This window comes from Mesorhizobium ventifaucium, from assembly GCF_935822925.1.
Classification (GTDB): Bacteria; Pseudomonadota; Alphaproteobacteria; order Rhizobiales; family Rhizobiaceae; genus Mesorhizobium; species Mesorhizobium ventifaucium.
The window spans coordinates 57,149-72,976 of sequence record NZ_CAKXZS010000024.1 but is presented as its reverse complement, the minus strand read 5'-3'; the positions used below and the strand labels follow the sequence as shown (position 1 = coordinate 72,976).

General features: G+C 62.7%; 16 protein-coding genes and 1 pseudogene. 8 read left to right on the top strand and 9 right to left on the bottom strand.

Annotated elements, in window-relative coordinates; all coding sequences use genetic code 11:
• Positions 1-15: 15 nt before the first annotated feature.
• Complete coding sequence (locus NMG70_RS21085; RefSeq protein ID WP_126106185.1) at positions 16-699, top strand: response regulator; 684 nt, start codon at positions 16-18, stop codon at positions 697-699.
• 121 nt (positions 700-820) lie between these two features.
• Here the strand turns inward: NMG70_RS21085 and NMG70_RS21080 are convergent, their stop codons facing one another.
• Together NMG70_RS21080 and NMG70_RS21075 are read right to left on the bottom strand one after the other, a co-directional pair.
• Positions 821-2,161 carry an ATP-binding response regulator gene (locus NMG70_RS21080; RefSeq protein ID WP_254026321.1) on the bottom strand — a complete coding sequence of 447 codons (1,341 nt, stop codon included), beginning with the start codon at positions 2,159-2,161 and terminating at the stop codon, positions 821-823.
• A gap of 8 nt (positions 2,162-2,169) precedes the next feature.
• Complete coding sequence (locus tag NMG70_RS21075; RefSeq protein WP_254026320.1) at positions 2,170-3,249, bottom strand: FIST signal transduction protein; 1,080 nt, start codon at positions 3,247-3,249, stop codon at positions 2,170-2,172.
• Positions 3,250-3,539: 290 nt separating this feature from the next.
• Between NMG70_RS21075 and NMG70_RS21070 the strand changes: the two genes are divergently transcribed.
• From NMG70_RS21070 to NMG70_RS21055, 4 genes are all read left to right on the top strand, one after another.
• Positions 3,540-3,779, top strand: coding sequence for a hypothetical protein (locus NMG70_RS21070; RefSeq protein ID WP_254026319.1), 240 nt, complete (start codon positions 3,540-3,542; stop codon positions 3,777-3,779).
• 288 nt (positions 3,780-4,067) lie between these two features.
• A complete protein-coding gene (locus NMG70_RS21065) occupies positions 4,068-4,562 on the top strand; it encodes a (2Fe-2S)-binding protein (RefSeq protein WP_254026318.1) in 495 nt (164 codons plus the stop codon).
• 118 nt (positions 4,563-4,680) lie between these two features.
• Positions 4,681-7,029: a xanthine dehydrogenase family protein molybdopterin-binding subunit gene (locus NMG70_RS21060; RefSeq protein WP_254026317.1), complete on the top strand. Its 2,349-nt coding sequence runs from the start codon at positions 4,681-4,683 to the stop codon at positions 7,027-7,029.
• Positions 7,030-7,146: 117 nt separating this feature from the next.
• Positions 7,147-7,944, top strand: a complete 798-nt coding sequence (locus NMG70_RS21055) for an FAD binding domain-containing protein (RefSeq protein ID WP_254026316.1) — start codon at positions 7,147-7,149, stop codon at positions 7,942-7,944.
• A 177-nt stretch (positions 7,945-8,121) separates the two neighbouring features.
• Here NMG70_RS21055 and NMG70_RS21050 read toward each other — a convergent pair whose 3' ends face one another.
• The 3 genes and pseudogenes from NMG70_RS21050 to NMG70_RS21040 form a co-directional block, all read right to left on the bottom strand.
• Positions 8,122-8,637, bottom strand: coding sequence for a GNAT family N-acetyltransferase (locus NMG70_RS21050; RefSeq protein WP_254026315.1), 516 nt, complete (start codon positions 8,635-8,637; stop codon positions 8,122-8,124).
• A complete protein-coding gene (locus NMG70_RS21045) occupies positions 8,634-9,398 on the bottom strand; it encodes a copper homeostasis protein CutC (RefSeq protein WP_254026314.1) in 765 nt (254 codons plus the stop codon). Before NMG70_RS21045 ends, NMG70_RS21050 begins: the two co-directional genes overlap by 4 nt.
• A gap of 127 nt (positions 9,399-9,525) precedes the next feature.
• Positions 9,526-10,448 (bottom strand): annotated as a pseudogene (locus NMG70_RS21040) (LysR substrate-binding domain-containing protein).
• A 108-nt stretch (positions 10,449-10,556) separates the two neighbouring features.
• Between NMG70_RS21040 and NMG70_RS21035 the strand changes: the two are divergent.
• Positions 10,557-11,060 carry a nuclear transport factor 2 family protein gene (locus NMG70_RS21035; RefSeq protein ID WP_254026313.1) on the top strand — a complete coding sequence of 168 codons (504 nt, stop codon included), beginning with the start codon at positions 10,557-10,559 and terminating at the stop codon, positions 11,058-11,060.
• A gap of 280 nt (positions 11,061-11,340) precedes the next feature.
• Here NMG70_RS21035 and NMG70_RS21030 read toward each other — a convergent pair whose 3' ends face one another.
• Positions 11,341-12,201 (bottom strand): AraC family transcriptional regulator, encoded by an 861-nt coding sequence (locus tag NMG70_RS21030; RefSeq protein ID WP_254026312.1) that lies wholly within the window; start codon positions 12,199-12,201, stop codon positions 11,341-11,343.
• A gap of 76 nt (positions 12,202-12,277) precedes the next feature.
• Here NMG70_RS21030 and NMG70_RS21025 point away from each other — a divergent pair, with 76 nt between their 5' ends.
• Positions 12,278-13,450 carry an amidohydrolase gene (locus NMG70_RS21025; protein ID WP_254026311.1) on the top strand — a complete coding sequence of 391 codons (1,173 nt, stop codon included), beginning with the start codon at positions 12,278-12,280 and terminating at the stop codon, positions 13,448-13,450.
• Positions 13,451-13,545: 95 nt separating this feature from the next.
• On the opposite strand, the gene NMG70_RS21020 is transcribed toward NMG70_RS21025, so the two are convergent.
• From NMG70_RS21020 to NMG70_RS21010, 3 genes are all read right to left on the bottom strand, one after another.
• Entirely contained in the window at positions 13,546-13,989 is a 444-nt protein-coding gene (locus NMG70_RS21020) for a hypothetical protein (RefSeq protein WP_254026310.1), read from the bottom strand.
• 73 nt (positions 13,990-14,062) lie between these two features.
• Positions 14,063-14,362, bottom strand: a complete 300-nt coding sequence (locus tag NMG70_RS21015) for a DUF1236 domain-containing protein (protein WP_254026309.1) — start codon at positions 14,360-14,362, stop codon at positions 14,063-14,065.
• 321 nt (positions 14,363-14,683) lie between these two features.
• A complete protein-coding gene (locus tag NMG70_RS21010) occupies positions 14,684-14,983 on the bottom strand; it encodes a DUF1236 domain-containing protein (RefSeq protein ID WP_254020347.1) in 300 nt (99 codons plus the stop codon).
• Positions 14,984-15,464: 481 nt separating this feature from the next.
• Here NMG70_RS21010 and NMG70_RS21005 point away from each other — a divergent pair, with 481 nt between their 5' ends.
• Entirely contained in the window at positions 15,465-15,653 is a 189-nt protein-coding gene (locus NMG70_RS21005) for a DUF3606 domain-containing protein (RefSeq protein WP_254026308.1), read from the top strand.
• Positions 15,654-15,828 lie beyond the last annotated feature (175 nt).

Below are 15,828 nucleotides of genomic sequence, written 5' to 3'. Positions count from 1 at the left end.
AGTGAAACGAACGCCATGACCGCAGTCAACGATCGCGCCCGGTTTCTGATCATCGACGACCACCCGCTGTTTCGCGAGGCGCTACACAGCGCTGTGCAAATGGCCTATCCGGACGTCGACACTGTCGAGGCGCGTTCGATCACCGAGGCATTTGAGCTTCTGGCGGATGCGAAGCCATTCGATCTCGCGCTGCTCGACCTCAGCATGCCTGATGTGCATGGCTTCGACGGGCTGCTGCAGCTTCGGACCCGCTACCCGCGCCTGCCGGTGGTCATCGTTTCGGGGCATGAAGAGCCCAAGATCATTTCCGAAGCGCTGTCCTACGGCGCAGCCGGCTTCATCCCGAAGTCGGCGCGCAAAAGCGATCTGGCCGCCGCCATCCGCTCGGTGATGGAAGGTGCGATCTACGTGCCCGAAACCTACGAAGGCCAGCCGCCGGACGCCAACAGCACCGACCGCGCCGAGATGGTGCAGCGCCTTGCCAAATTGACGCCGCAGCAATTGCGGGTGCTGCAGATGCTGCGCCAGGGTTTGCTCAACAAACAGATCGCCTACGAGCTGCAGGTTGGCGAAACCACCGTCAAGGCACATGTCTCCGAGATCCTGCGCAAGCTCAACGTCTACAGCCGGACGCAAGCCGTCATCGAGGTTTCGAAACTCGACAGTGCCGAGCTGTTCCGCGGCCAGGCGGGGTTTTAGGCGCACCCGTTAGGACGACAACCTTGACCAAGAACTTACCTTTTCCGTCGAAGGACGGGAAATCACGGTGAGGGGTGCGCCATTTCTTGTCGCTCGCGGTCTACTGCCAATGTCTTTGGGATCAAGCCAGCAAATGCGCCAGCAGGGCGCGTAGCTGTGCCGGTTTCAGCGGCTTGCGCATCAGCTCGATGCCGGCGGCGCGAGCGGCTTTGGCGACGGTCTCCGAACCGTCGGCGGTGACGATCAGCGCCGGCACGGCGCGGCTGAGATAATCGCGGACCTCGGCGATGGTCGTGGTGCCGAGGTCGCCGCCGTCGAGATGCTGGTCGGCGATGACGATGTCCGGCACCCAGTCCGTATCGCCGAGCATCTCGAGCGCAGCATCGGTCGAGGTGGCGGGGCGCACCAGGCATTGCCAGCGCTCGAGCAGCGACGTCATCGCCTGCAGCACCTCGACGTCGTTCTCGACCAGCAGCACCTTTGTACCGAACAGACCGTAGCCGCGCGGCCGCTCCATGTCGGCGGTGCCGGCAATGGCATCGACGCTGGCGCCGATCCCGACCGGAACGTCGATATGGAAAATCGTGCCGTGTCCGACTTTCGACGAAAACGTCACGGGATGGCCGAGTGCGGCGGCGATGCGGCGCACGATGGCCAGGCCCAGTCCCAGCCCGCCGCCGGCAGGCCCGGCATCGGTCGGGATCGTGCCGCGGTGGAATTCCTCGAACACCGCCTCGCGCTGGTCGTCGGGGATACCGCAGCCGGTATCGGCGACATCGATGCGGATCGTGTCGCCGCGATGCCTGGTGCCAACCAGTACGCCGCCGGAGCGGGTGTAGCGCAGCGCGTTGGAAAGGATGTTCTGCAGGATGCGGCGCAGCAAGGTGCGGTCCGAACGCACGACGGCGTTGACCGGCCGGAATTTTAGCGTCAGGCCCTTCAATTCGGCGACCGGCAGAAAATCCGAGCGCAGCGACGAAAACAGCATCTCCAGGCTGACGTCGCCGATATCGGGCTGCACGACGCCGGCGTCGAGCTTGGAAATGTCGAGCAGGGTGCGAAGCAGATCCTCCATCGTCTCCAGCGACCGCTCGACCTGCCGGACCAGTTTTTTACCCTCGTCGCTGGTCTGCACTTCGGCGAGCGCCGAGACGGAGAGATGCGCGGCGTTCAGCGGTTGCAATACGTCGTGGCTGGCGGCGGCCAGGAACCTGGTCTTGGACAGGTTCGCCAGTTCGGCGTTTTCCTTGGCTGCGCTCAAATCGATGTTGGATTGTTCCAATCTCCGCAGTGTCGAGTGCAGTTCCTCGGTGCGCGTACGCACGCGATTCTCGAGCGAAATCGCGGTCTGGAACAGCGAGAACGCGTTGCCTTGCTGGTCCATCGAGCGTTCGACGCGGCTGACAAGGGCGGCGTTAATCTTCTTCAGCTTCTCCAGGTCGTTGATGTTCCTGAGCGGCATAAAACCTCCTACTCCGCCGCCTGCCGCTCTCCGAAGGCGATGCCCGTGAAGGTCTGGTTCAGATGCATCGACCGGTACTGCTCGCCATAGGTGCCGAAGCCGATGACGTTGTTGACCTTGTAGAGTTCCGAAATCTCCCGAAAGACCTGGCGGTTGCGCGCATCGAGCCTGCGCAGGACGCAGTCAAAGGCGAGGATCATGTCGATGCCGCCAAGCCTTTCCTCGACATCCCTGAAGGCGGCACGCGTCGATTCAACCATGTTCTTGGGGCGGGCGATGGAAAGGACGACGCCATCGTCGATGGCGCAGAAGAACGACAGCGAGCCGTCCGCGTGCATCTTCTGGATCGAGCGGCAGTAAAATTCGCCGCCCACTTTCACCACCACCGGGTGCGAAGCGAAACTCAGCGGCGTCAGCATCTGCGGGATTACGCCGACCGAGGCGGCATATTCCTCGGCGGCATTGGTGGCGTTGAATTCGCGCACGGTGCGGTGATCGGGGTCGGACGCGGTCACCACCAGCTTCTCGTCGGTGGGAACGAAATTGTCGGTCTTGAACACGTGGAAAGGAATTTCCGTGGTGATCAGCACGATGATGGCGCTGTCGCAGGCAACCTTGCCGTTCGAGATCAGCCGCGTCGTCTCGAATTTCAAATCATCGCCGGCCGACCCGCCGATCAGCGGAATATCGTCGAGCCCCCAATGGATGGCGGAGGTAACCGCTTCTTCGGCATAGGACAGCCCGTCGATGAGGCAGAGCGCGAAAGTGCTGTCGGCTCGCTCGTGTCCGACGCGGCCGCGTAACGAACGCCTCAGCGCCTCGACTTCGCCGGTGATCCCGTCCATGCCCGATGAGGACAGATTTTCGACCATGGTGCTGGCTGCCGAAAAAGATGCCGAGGGAAGCAGCAGGGCCAGGACCTGGCCGTCCTCCAGGCCTTTGGGCGTAATCTCGCCGGCCGTCGAGCAGCCGGCATAGCGGAGTGCCGGCGCGTTGATCTTCAGTGCGTCCGACAGGGCCGCCGCATCGAGGAGGCTTTGCGAGAAAAACAGCAGGGCAAACCCAGCATCGATCGCCGCGGCTTCCACTGCCACCGCCCGGGCGAACGCATCCGCGTCGGGTTCGTCGGTGGTGAGAACCGATAGGCCGCATGCATAGCGCGTCCGTGAACTGGCCAGCGGCTTCCTCCTCCATCTCCTCCGACGCTCTTTTTGTGCGCGGCTCTTTTTTGTGCTCCTGGCGCGCCGGCGTCGAAGTCATTGTTGTCTTCAAGTGCTACTTTGGCAATGAGCGAACATGACGGAATTGAATTTTCTGCTGTTTTTTGACGGCATCAGCGCTCAGAAACTTCAGATCCAAAACCACAGCGGAGTGATCCATGGACGCCCAGGCCAGGAAGCTATTCGAACGGTACGAGCGGCTTTTCCGGAAATCCCTCGCCGGTGATGCCGACATGGACGAAATGACATCGGTCTATGCCGCCGCCTTCATCCGACCGGACGTCACGATCGATTTCGACGTCCACTACCTCGTGCAGAAGCTGGCCGGAGAGCCTAAAATATTTGGCTGGGTGTCAGGCGACGAGCAGGAGGTTCTCAGAAAACACGGCATCGGCTGAAATTGGCTTGGCCAGCACCATTGCCGCTCATGACCGCAAGGCGGCATCGCCAGGCGACCGTGGTTTCGCTTCGCTCCGCCGTTTGCCTGTCTTTGCGTGACCGAAAGTACAATAGGCGGTTTCTGGGGCGAGCTGCATTCTCGCAATCTCGGCATTTCGCGGCACTTTTTCCCGGGCTTTTATGCGGTATAAGACGGGCTTTATGCGGTATAAGAATAGTGGACAGATGGAGGGCTCGGGCACCACCGACGCCAAAAAAACGACCAAGATAGCACCCAGGGAGGTTTCATGTCGGAGATATCGTTGACAGTGAATGGAAAGCGGGTCAGCGGCGCAGCCGAAGACCGCACGCTTCTGGTTCATTTCTTGAGGGAGAATCTCGGCCTGACCGGGACGCATGTTGGCTGCGACACCTCGCAATGCGGCGCCTGTGTGGTCCATGTCGACGGCAAGGCGGTAAAATCCTGCACGATGCTTGCGGTGCAAGCCTCAGGATCGAGCGTCGTGACCATCGAAGGCTTGGCGGACGGCGCCGACCTGCATCCGATGCAGGCGGCGTTCAAGGAGCATCACGGGCTGCAATGCGGTTTCTGTACGCCGGGCATGATCATGGCGGCGACCGACATGGTCAACCGCCATCCCGAAGGCCTCGACGAGGCCACGGTGCGGGCCGAGCTCGAAGGCAATATCTGCCGCTGCACCGGCTACCACAACATTGTGAAGGCGATCCTCGCCGCATCGGAGACGATGTCTTCGAAGGGCAAGGTCAGGCAAGCGGCATGAGGGATGAAGGGAATAGGGGAATAGGGGAGTAGGGGAGTAAACGATCTGGCTCTTAATTCCCTACTGCCCTACTGCCTTACTCCCCTATTCCCCTACTTTTTCGGGAGGAATTTCTGCGATGGGCATTGAAGGTGTTGGCGCTCGTGTAGCGCGCAAGGAAGACAAGCGGTTCATTACCGGCGCCGGGCGCTATGTAGACGACATGGTGGTTCCCGGCATGAAGCATGCGGCCTTCGTGCGCAGCCCGCATGCGCATGCGCAGATCAGGAACATCGACGTTACGAAGGCGCAGGCCATGCCGGGCGTCATCGGCGTGTTGACCGGCAAGGAGCTCAAGGCCGACGGCATCGGCAATATCATCTGCGGCTGGATGATCCATTCCAAGGACGGCTCGCCGATGAAGATGGGGGCGTGGTCGCCGCTGGCCTTCGACAGGGTCCGCTATGTCGGCGACGCGGTGGTCGTCGTGGTCGCCGAGACCAAGGGGCAGGCGCGCGACGCGGCCGAAGCGGTCGAGATCAGCTACGAGGAACTGAAGGCAGTTGTCGATGCTCCGAAGGCGCTCGAAAGGAGTGCGCCACAGATCCATCCGGAAGCCGACGGCAATCTGATTTTCGACTGGGAGCTCGGCGACAGCACGGCGACCAACGCGGCAATCAAGGCGGCTGCCCACATCACCCGCATGAAGATCGTCAACAACCGGCTGGTGCCCAACGCCATGGAGCCGCGCGCCGCGCTTGGTCACTACGACAAGGCCGAGGACCACTATACCTGCTGGACGACCTCCCAGAACCCGCATCTTGCGCGCCTGGTGATGAGCGCCTTCTACAATGTCGCGCCGGAGAACAAGCTGCGCGTCATAGCGCCGGACGTCGGCGGCGGCTTCGGTTCGAAGATCTACATCTATCCGGAAGAAATCATCTGCCTGTGGGCCTCGAAGAAGACCGGCGTGCCGGTCAAATGGGTCGCCGACCGCACCGAGAGCTTTCTTACCGACGCCCATGGCCGCGACCATGTCTCGACAGTCGAAATGGCCTTCGGCATGGACAACAGGATCACCGGGCTGAAGGTCGACACCATCGCCAACCTCGGCGCCTACATGTCGCTGTTCTCGTCCTGTGTACCGACCTATCTCTACGCGACGCTGCTGTCGGGCCAGTACGACATTCCGGCGATCCACGCCAATGTGCGCGCCGTCTACACCAACACCGCGCCGGTCGACGCCTATCGCGGGGCAGGGCGGCCAGAGGCCACCTATCTGCTCGAACGCGCGATGGAGACCGCCGCACGCGAGTTGGGCGTGTCGCCGGCGGAGCTTCGCCGAAAGAACTTCATCACGGCGTTTCCGCACCAGACACCGGTCATCATGAACTATGATGCCGGCGATTATGCCGCTTCGCTGGACGCGGCGATGGCGGCTGCCGACTATGCCGGTTTTGCCGAGCGCAAGGCCGACGCCGCCAAGCGCGGCAAGCTGCGCGGCATCGGCATGAGCTGCTATATCGAGGCCTGCGGGCTGGCGCCGTCGGCGGCGGTCGGCAGTCTTGGAGCGGGTGTCGGCCTTTGGGAAAGTGCCGAGGTGCGCGTCAACGCCGCCGGAACCATCGAGGTGCTGACCGGCTCGCACAGCCACGGCCAGGGCCATGAGACGACCTTCGCGCAACTGGTCAACCAGCGCTTCGGCGTGCCGATCGACAGCGTCTCCATTGTCCACGGCGATACCGACAAGGTGCAGATGGGCATGGGCACCTACGGCTCGCGCTCGGGCGCCGTCGGCATGTCGGCTGTCGCCAAGGCGCTCGACAAGGTCGAGGCCAAGGCCAAGAAGATTGCAGCCCATCTGCTCGAGGCCGACGAGGGCGACATCGTCATCGAAAACGGCGCCTTGAAGGTCGCCGGCACCGACAGACAAGTGCCTTGGTTCCAGATGGCGCTTGCTGCCTACACCGCCCACAATCTGCCAAGCGGCATGGAGCCGGGGCTGAAGGAGACCTCATTCTACGATCCGTCGAACTTCACCTTCCCCGCCGGCTGCTATGTCTGCGAGGTCGAGATCGATCCGGACACCGGCGTGACCGAGATCGTCCAGTTCGTCGCGGCCGACGATTTCGGCAACATCATCAACCCGATGATCGTCGAAGGCCAGGTGCATGGCGGCATCGCGCAAGGCATCGGTCAGGCCCTGCTGGAGGGCACCCGCTACGATGCCAGCGGGCAGCTGTTGACGGCGAGTTATATGGACTACACCATGCCGCGCGCCGACGACCTGCCGTCGTTCAAGGTCTCGACCTCGAACACGCCGTGCCCGGGCAATCCGCTCGGCATCAAGGGCTGCGGCGAGGCCGGCGCCATCGGCTCGCCGCCAGCTGTCATCAATGCCATCACCGACGCCATCGGCATCACCGATATCGCCATGCCGGCATCGCCGTCCACGGTGTGGGCAGCGATCCGGGCAACGAAACACTGATAAGCAAATAGCGAATAGGGAGTAGCGAATAGGGAACAAAGAGCGTGCGAAGGGATAGGGCCTATTCGCTACTCACTACTCCCTATTCGCTCCTTTCCCCCGAAGGGAGAAAGACAAATGTACCCAGTCAACTATCACCGTGCCGCCTCGGTCGCCGATGCCGTCAAGCTGCTCGAGACCGGCGATGCAAAGCTTTTGTCGGGCGGCATGACGCTGATCCCCGCGATGAAGACGCGGCTTGCCGCACCGTCCGATCTCGTCGACCTTTCGCACATCGAGGAATTGAAAGGCATCGAGGTGGCGGGCTCCACCATAACCATCCACGCCGCCACCACGCATCACGATGTCGCCAGCGACGAGAAGCTGAAGAAGGCGTGTCCGGCGCTCGCCCATATGGCGTCCCGGATCGGCGATCCGGCGGTACGCTACAAGGGCACGATCGGCGGCTCGATCGCCAACAACGACCCCGCCGCCGATTATCCGGCAGCTCTTCTTGCCCTCGACGCCATCATCGTCACGAACAAGCGCGAGATCGCCGCCGACGCATTCTTCGCAGGCCTGTTCGAGACGGCGCTGGAGGACGGCGAGATCGTCACCGCGGTGACCTTCACCGCGCCGGCCAAGGCGGCCTATGAAAAATTCCGCAATCCGGCATCGCGCTATGCGATCGTCGGTGTGTTCGTGGCCAACGGCGCGGACGGAGTCCGCGTTGCCGTGACCGGGGCCGGCGACAGCGGCGTCTTTCGTTCGAAGGAAATCGAGGCGGCGCTTGCCACGAATTTCGACGCCGCCGCCCTCAACGGAGTGAAAGTGCCGGCGAATGACTTGATGAGCGACATCCACGCCTCGGCCGACTACCGGGCCAATCTGATCGCGGTGATGGCCAAGCGCGCAGTGGCTGCCGCCAACGCCTGAAGGCATCTTCTTCCTTCTTCACTTGTGGGGAGTAGGTCAGTAGGGGAATAGGGAAAAGGAAAAATTGGCTGGGTCGGCGAGCAGCGTAAACGTGCTGCCCTACTCCCACAAGGGGAGAAGGAAGAGACGCACGACACAAGTGGCTCCCTGAAAACCGCAACTGCTAGGACCGTCGCCTCAGCCGCTGATCGGCCTGGTATAATAGCGCACCGCCTTTTTGCCGCCGTGGATCACCGCGTCGCCGACCTCGACGAAGCCGAGCGCTGCGTGAAAGGCATCTGAAGCCGGATTGGGCGGGTCGGCATTCACCTCACAGGTGACGATCGTCTGGCCGGCACGCGAGACATGGTCGAACAGATCCTCATAGAGCCGTCGGGCATGGCCGCGGCCACGCGCTTCTTGCGCGACGACGACACGGTCGACATAGACGAAGTGCGGATAGCGCTCGCGGAACCACAGGAAGTTCGGGCTGTCGTAGCGGGCGTCCTGGTCGAAGGTCATGATGAAGGCCTCGAGCGCGCCGACGCGGCGCGCATAGAACGCTTCGCCGAGCAGGAAGGACAGGCGTTCTGGCTCAAGCCACGACAACTCGGCCGCGTGCTCGTTGTTGAGGGCGAGGATGGCGGGCTCGTCCTGCGGCGAGACCCGGTCGATCGGCAAGCGTGCTCGCGTGTTTTCTTGCTTCGGGATCATGCTCTCGCCGCCGCAATCGTCACCGCCACCAGCGCCGCGTCGGTCACCGTGTTGCGGTACTCGCGGTCGAGGTCGGTGCCGCCCATCCCGACCCGGGGATTGCGATAGCGCATGGCGCTCGGCACGTCCTTGAGTGCGGCGAAGTGCATTTCGGTCAGTCCGGTTCTTTCCCGCACCTCGGCGATGTTGTTTGGGTCGAGCCCGCCGCAGCCGAGGATGATGATGCGCTTCCCCGCCTGCCGGACGAGGTCCGCCAGCAAGGCCGCGCCCTCCAATGCGGTGTCGCGCTGGCCGCTGGTCAGAACGCGGCCGACCTTGCTGCGGATCAGCGCATCCAGCGCTTCGGCCGGATCGCGCGTCATGTCGAAGGCACGGTGGCAGGCGACGTTCAAATGTCCTGCCGCCTGCACCAATTCGCTCATCCGCCTTTCGTCGATGGTACCGTCGGCATTTAGGCAGCCGACGACGACACCGGCCACGCCAAGCTCGCGCAGCGCGCGCACATCGGCGAGCATCGAACGGTACTCGGCGTCACTGTAGAGAAAATCGCCGCCGCGCGGCCGCACGATGACGTGGAACGGGATCGTCGCCAGTTCGAGGGCTGCGCGCACCATGCCAAAACTCGGTGTGACGCCGCCCTCGACGAGGCTGGCACAGAGCTCGGCCCGGTCGGCGCCGGCGGCTTGCGCGGCGAGCAGGCCATCTATGCCTTCGACGCAGATTTCGATCAGCGGCAGGCGAGGGCGTTCGGTGTCGGTCACAAGGCGATCCGTTGCTGATTCAAGACGTGCAGCCCTAGCATCGGGCTCCTTGCCGCGAAAGTCGGAACTGTTGGCTCAACGGGACGGGTCGCTGCCGTTTGCATTGCCACTTTTCGCGGCCGTGCACTCAGATCCGCAAATTGTGCGCGTTGGCGCGGACGAAATCGATGAAGGCCCGCAGCTTTGGCGGGACGAGGCGGCGGCTGGGATAATAGAGGTGGAGCGGTTCGTAGGTGGGACAAAAAGGTTCCAGCACCTTGACCAGCGCGCCTGAGGCGAGAAGCGGCGCAGCGAGGCCGTCGACGGCGAAGGCCAGGCCAAGCCCTTGCGCGGCGGCGGTGATGCAGAGCGGCAGTGTGTTCACGACCAGACGTGCGTCGGGCGTGAACTCGACCTGGCGTCCATCGACGACGAACTCCCAGGGCGAAATGGCGCGGGTGCGGGTGAAAGCGAAGGCGATGCAGCGGTGGGCGGCGAGGTCGGCGGGCCGCTTCGGCGTGCCGTTACGCGCCAGATAGTCCGGGCTGCCCAACACGACCGTCTGCAGCGGCCCGCCCAGCCGCGCGCCGACATATCTTTCTCGAGAAGCTCGCCGATCCGCAGACCGGCATCGAAGCCCTGCCCGGCGATATCGACGAAATTGTCGTCGAAGATCAGGCTAAGCCGCACGTCCGGGTAGGCATCCATGAACGGCCCCATCAGCGGCTCGATCAGCAGCGGCGCGGCGATCCACGGCAGGCTCAGGCGCAGCGTGCCGGCGGGGCGGTCGCGGGTCTCGCGCAGTGCTGCGCCGGCCGCCCGGATCTCCTCAGCCGCTGGGCGCACGTGGTCGAAATAGTGGGCGCCGGCTTCGGTCAGGCCGACGCTGCGGGTCGTGCGGTTGAGGAGCCGCACCCCGAGACGCTCCTCGATCCCCTTGACCGCCTCGCTGAGCGAGGCCGGGGCGACACCGAGTTCGGCGGCGGCGCGGTGAAGCTCCTGGCCTCCGCAACCTCCACGAAGGCGACGATGCCGCTGAACTGGTCGAGGCGCATTGTGAGGATATTCCAAATAGCCTTGTCGAACTATACTGGTTTTTCCAGTGAACAGGAAGCGTCATGTTGGTCCGACGAACGGGCTCCGCTGTCGCGACGGCCCGAAGGCAAGGAGACAGGACCGATGACCAGGCTCGCTTCGCTCGCCGCCGGCGCTCTCCTGGCGGTGTCCGCCGCCCCCGCGAACGGCCGCCCGCAGGAAGACCGCAACATCCAGCTGATCAAGGACTATTACGCAGCCTATGCGACCGGGAACCCGGAGGCCGTTCGGCCCTTCCTCGCGCCCGACATCGTGTGGCGCATTCCCGGCCATCATCCGCTTGCCGGCGACAAGCGCGGGCCGGAGGAAGTGGTCGCCTTCTTCCGTGGCCTGGCCGACGGCAAATTTAGGGCTGAGCCGATTTTCTTCCAGGCGGAGGGCGATCTCGTCGTCGACATCCATCGCGGCTGGTCGAACGTCGGCTCAGGTCCCGAGATCGACCAGCTCTACGCCCTGATGTTTCGCATACGGGACGGCAAGTTCACCGAGGCGCAGAATTTTTTGACCGACATGCACCAGTCGGACGCCTTCTACTGGGCGCACTACCCGCTGAAGCCACTGCCCGGCCGACTGGCGGATGATCGCTGAGACGGCGGCCTTCAATCCGTCGCGCCGCGCTTTTCGCTCCTGGCCAAAAGGGGCTTGCGATGTGGAAAATCCTGACGCTGGCCACGGCAACCGCCGTCGCGTTCGGCTCCAGCGCCTTCGCCGCACCGCGCGGAGGGCGACCGCGCCGTGCTGGCCGCCGCTGCGGGCCGGGTGGGCGCGGCGGCGAAATGACAACGCAAGCTGCGCCGGGCACCGATCGGCGCCGACATTGGTGGTCCTGCCACTGCCCGATCATTTTATTTTCGATGTGAAAATCGTTTTAGTCCGGAGCTTTGCCTCTCCTGAACATGCCTGGCGTCATGCCATGCACAGCCCGGAACGCACGGGAAAGATGGCTCTGGTCGGCGAAACCTGCCGCGATGGCGGCCTCGGCGAGGCCGAGCCCCTGTTCGATCAAGGTGCTGGCGCGACGCAGTCTCCGGTCGCGGATATAAGCTGCAGGCGTCAGACCAATCGCTTTCTTGAAATCCCGGATGACCTGGAACCGGGTGACGCGCGCGGCGTCGGCAAGCCGTTGCAAGTCAAACGGCGAGCCAAGGTCGCTTTCGATGAGGTTCTCGTACAGCGAGAACCTCCGTCGCGATCCCGAGCTTTCGATCTCCTCTACCCGCCCGCTCCAATCGCCATGCTGAACGATAAGACACCTCAAGGCGACGAGAAGCGACGTCTCGGCTTGCATCGCGTCCGGTGAGGTCGAGCTCTGGTGTGCTGCCATCAACGCTGCGGCGAGATCGCTGTCGTCGATATTCGGACGTGAGAAGACCGGCGCGTCAGCCCTGCCCAGCTCGTGGGCGAGGCCCGCCAACAGCGGCACCGGGGGATAAAATGTCCGGTAGGCCCAGCCTTCATCCGCACCCTGTTCCCCGTCATGCCACTCCTCGGGATTGACAACCGCAATGGTGCCTGCCGGAGCTACAATTTTTTGGCGTCCGATGCGGATGCGTTCGCAGCCAGCCGTGATCAGCGCGATCACATAGGTTGGGTGCGTATGCAGCTCGTAGCGATGCTGCGTGAAGCGCGCCTTGAACAGGCCAAGCTCAGGAAAGCAGGGATGGCGCCAGTATTTCCTGATCTCTGTCGCGTCCACGTCATTCGTCCCGCTGCGGTCAATCTGGTTCAAGACGCCTGTTGTGCGATCTTCTAATCGTGATCCCCCGGATCAAACCCGCCGTTTGCCGGCGTGAAAGGAGAGTATCGTGCTGCACAATGACCCGATCGCCGCTCTGACACCAGAGGTCATAGCCTGGCGCCACCATATCCATTGCAATCCCGAACTCGGATTCGATGAGAACGAAACGGCACGTTTCATTGCCGAGAAACTGCGCGCCTTCGACTTCGACGAGGTGCATGAGGGGATCGGCGGCACCGGGGTTGTCGGCGTCCTGCGCAGCGGCACGGGCACACGCGCCATCGGTCTTCGCGCCGAGCTGGACGCGCTTCCGGTTGTGGAGAGGACCGGCTTGCCCTATGCGTCCAGGAACGAGGGCGTGATGCACGCCTGCGGCCATGACGGCCACACCGCCATGCTGCTCGGCGCGGCCAGACTGCTCAGCCAATCCCGCGCCTTCGACGGCACCGTCTACTTCGTCTTCCAGCCAGCCGAAGAAAACGAAGGTGGCAGCCTGCGCATGATCAAAGACGGCCTGTTCGAGCGTTTCCCGGTCGAGGCGATCTATGCCGTCCACAACTGGCCGGGCTTGGGGCAGGGGACAATCGCCGCTCGCGTTGGAGCACAGATGGCGGCCGTCGACAATTTCGAGCTGACCTTCGAGGGTCTCGGCGCGCATGCCGCCATGCCGCAGCTCGGCGACGACCCGATCCTGGCCGCGGGCGCCTTTGTCCAGGCCGTTCAGCGCATCGTCAGCCGCTCGGTCGATCCGCAAACCGCGCTGGTCGTCAGCCTCACCCAGATCCATGGCGGCAATGTCGGCAACATCGTGCCGGGCAGGGTCTGGCTGCAAGGCACTTGCCGGTTTTTCGAGCCCGGTCATTCCGATCGTTGCGAGAAGCTGATCGGCGAGATCGCCCGGGGCATTGCCGTCGCCCATGCGCTTGAGGCCACGCTCAACTACCACAAGGGCTATCCGCCGCTTATCAACACGGCGATTGCCACGGCGCGCGCCATCGCGGCAGCCGCCGCCACCGTCGGCAGCGAGAGCGTCTCGACCGAGTTCAACCCGAGCCTCGGCTGCGAGGATTTCGCCTTCATGATCCGCGAGGCAGGCGGCTGCTACGCATGGATCGGCGTCGGCGATGTCGGGCCCGGCGAGGGCCTGCACGGCGACCGCTACGTCTTCAATGACGAGATCGTGCCGACCGTGCTGCGCTACTACGTCAATCTGGTCGAGCAGACGCTTCCCGCCTCGTGAACCGTCAGAGGGAAACTGACGGCTCAGCGGGAAATCCTGATCTGAATGCGCTTCGCGGGCGATAAGCCGCGAGTAGTCAACCAACCCGACGCATCTCACCCGACCGTGGCCACGAGTTGCGTTACGGGAACGGGATTTTCCAGCACTGCCTGCGCGGTGTCGGCCTGCTCTTCATCGACCTGCGCCATCACAAAAATGACGCCTTGTTCAACGTTCGGCTCACCCGGCTGTTTGGCTACATCGGCAGATGCCTGGAGAAGCCCACCAGCAAAGCCGCCGCATGCCCCACCGACGAGAGTTAGGCCAGCCACCGCTCCGACAGGATCCATGCCGGTGGCCTCAAAAGCACCCAGGCCGATTAACAGACCAGCGGCCGCGCCAAGCGCGGCACCGCCCGGACCGCGCAGGACAGCCCTGATCTCGTCGTCGTAAGGTCCGATGACGCTGATCTGTTCGTAGGAAACTCCTGCCGCCTGAAGCGCGGCAACGGCACGCGCTGCTTGGTCGCGAGAATCGAAAAGTCTGCTGATTGTTCGCATTTGACGCTGCCCATAGCATAGTCGCCCGCCGCTCGTTTCGAAGCGGCGGGCGTCTCCTCCCCTCGCGTTCAGGTCACTGAATGATCTTGACGATCTTGCGTGTGCCGGGATCAACAAGAACGGTGCGATTGTCGACGACGACGTAGCGATACTCGACGTCGGGAACTTCATGAAGCTCGACCGTCTCGGGTATCGTTGAACCAATATTGAGTTCAACCCCAGGGAGTTCCACGGATGCGAGCGGCTTCTTTTTCACATATTCCCTGACCACGGTCTCCTGTTCAGGCGCGATGATCACGTCCTGAGCGGCAACAGCGCCAACGCTGGCCAGCAGAAAAAGTCCCGCGGCTGCAGTAGAAAGATGCATTCTCATAAGTGCCTCCTTTATGTGATATGACTTGTTAGCCCATTTGCGCTGGACGGCATCCGCGCCTTGCTCACCCAAACTTGAGGCAGCCGCAAACGTTCCTTAGCTGGGCTTCGGTCCGATTCGGCGGGGCTTTTCCGTAGGACCGAAGTCTGACGCGTCGCGCGCAAGGGCGATGCCGCGGGTTTCGGCCGCACCGACTGCACGCTTCACCCGCTATGAACCCTGCGTGCTATGAACCCTGGCGATATGAACCGTAGGCGACAGCGGAACGGCAAAAGGCCCGCCGCCTCCAAGCGGCGGGCTTCCCCTCCCCAAATCATCCAGTCAGTCGATGATTTTAACGATCCTGCGTGTGCCTGGATCAACAAGAACGGTCCGATTGTCGACGACGACGTAGCGATACTCGACGTCGGGAACTTCATGAAGCTCGACCGTCTCGGGCAGCGCCGAGCCGATATTGAGCTCCACGCCAAGCAGGTTCACCGAGGCAAGCGGCTTCTTTTTCACATACTCCCTGATGACGGTCTCCTGTTCGGGCTGGATGATCACGTCCTGGGCAGCCACGGCGCCGACACTTGCCAGCAGCAGAAATCCTGCGGCTGCGGTGGAAAGATGCATTCTCATAAGTTTTTCCTTCCTGATGAGCTGTCTTGCGCTGGGACGCATCTTCGTCGCGCCAAGCTCACCTTCAACAACGAGACAGCTGCAAACGTTCCGCGGCTGGGCTTCGGTCCGACCAGAGACGCCGTGCCGTTGGACCTAAGTCTGAATTGTTGTGCGCAAAGGGCGACGATGGAGTGTGGCCCGGAACCACGACTGCCAGCACTCGTTGCCCGCCGTGCGTTCACGGGAGGGATCGATGGAGAATAGTGTTCACCAAGCCCGCTGGCTACTTGCACCGGTCTTCGCTGTCTCCATTGCCTTCCTGGCAATTGGGATAGCTGTCAGCTGAGGAGCGATGAACTTAACGATGTGTCTGATGGGCGAGGTATCTGCGCAGCTACGTCCCTTTGCGCCGATAAGGGACCACCCGCCATTCCTCGATTTGGCGGGTAGTCCCTCGTTTGCGTCCAATGTTCAAACGAGCTTTAGTGGGAAAACGAAAATGGACGACAACAAAAATCGATCTTTTCTCGACCGCGACCGCCTGTCGGTGGACCAGTATTACGAGGTGGAGCATTTCGCGCGAGAAAATGGCGTTTCGTCCAGCCAGGTCAGTAGGCTGATCAAAAAGAACGGCAACGATCGGATGACCCTTACTCAAGCGGTGAGAGCATTGCGCGACCGGAAGTGAAAGTACGCAGCACCTTCCGCCGCTGCCAGGGGCGACAGGTGTCGATCTGTGCCGGTAGCATCGTGGTTGAGGCGTCATATTTGCTGCCTCGCTCAACCAGGGCGGTCGCGCTTGCGCAAAAAAACCGCAAGGTTGCGGTTTTCGTCCAGCCCGCAGGCCCTAAGTTCCCTTGTTA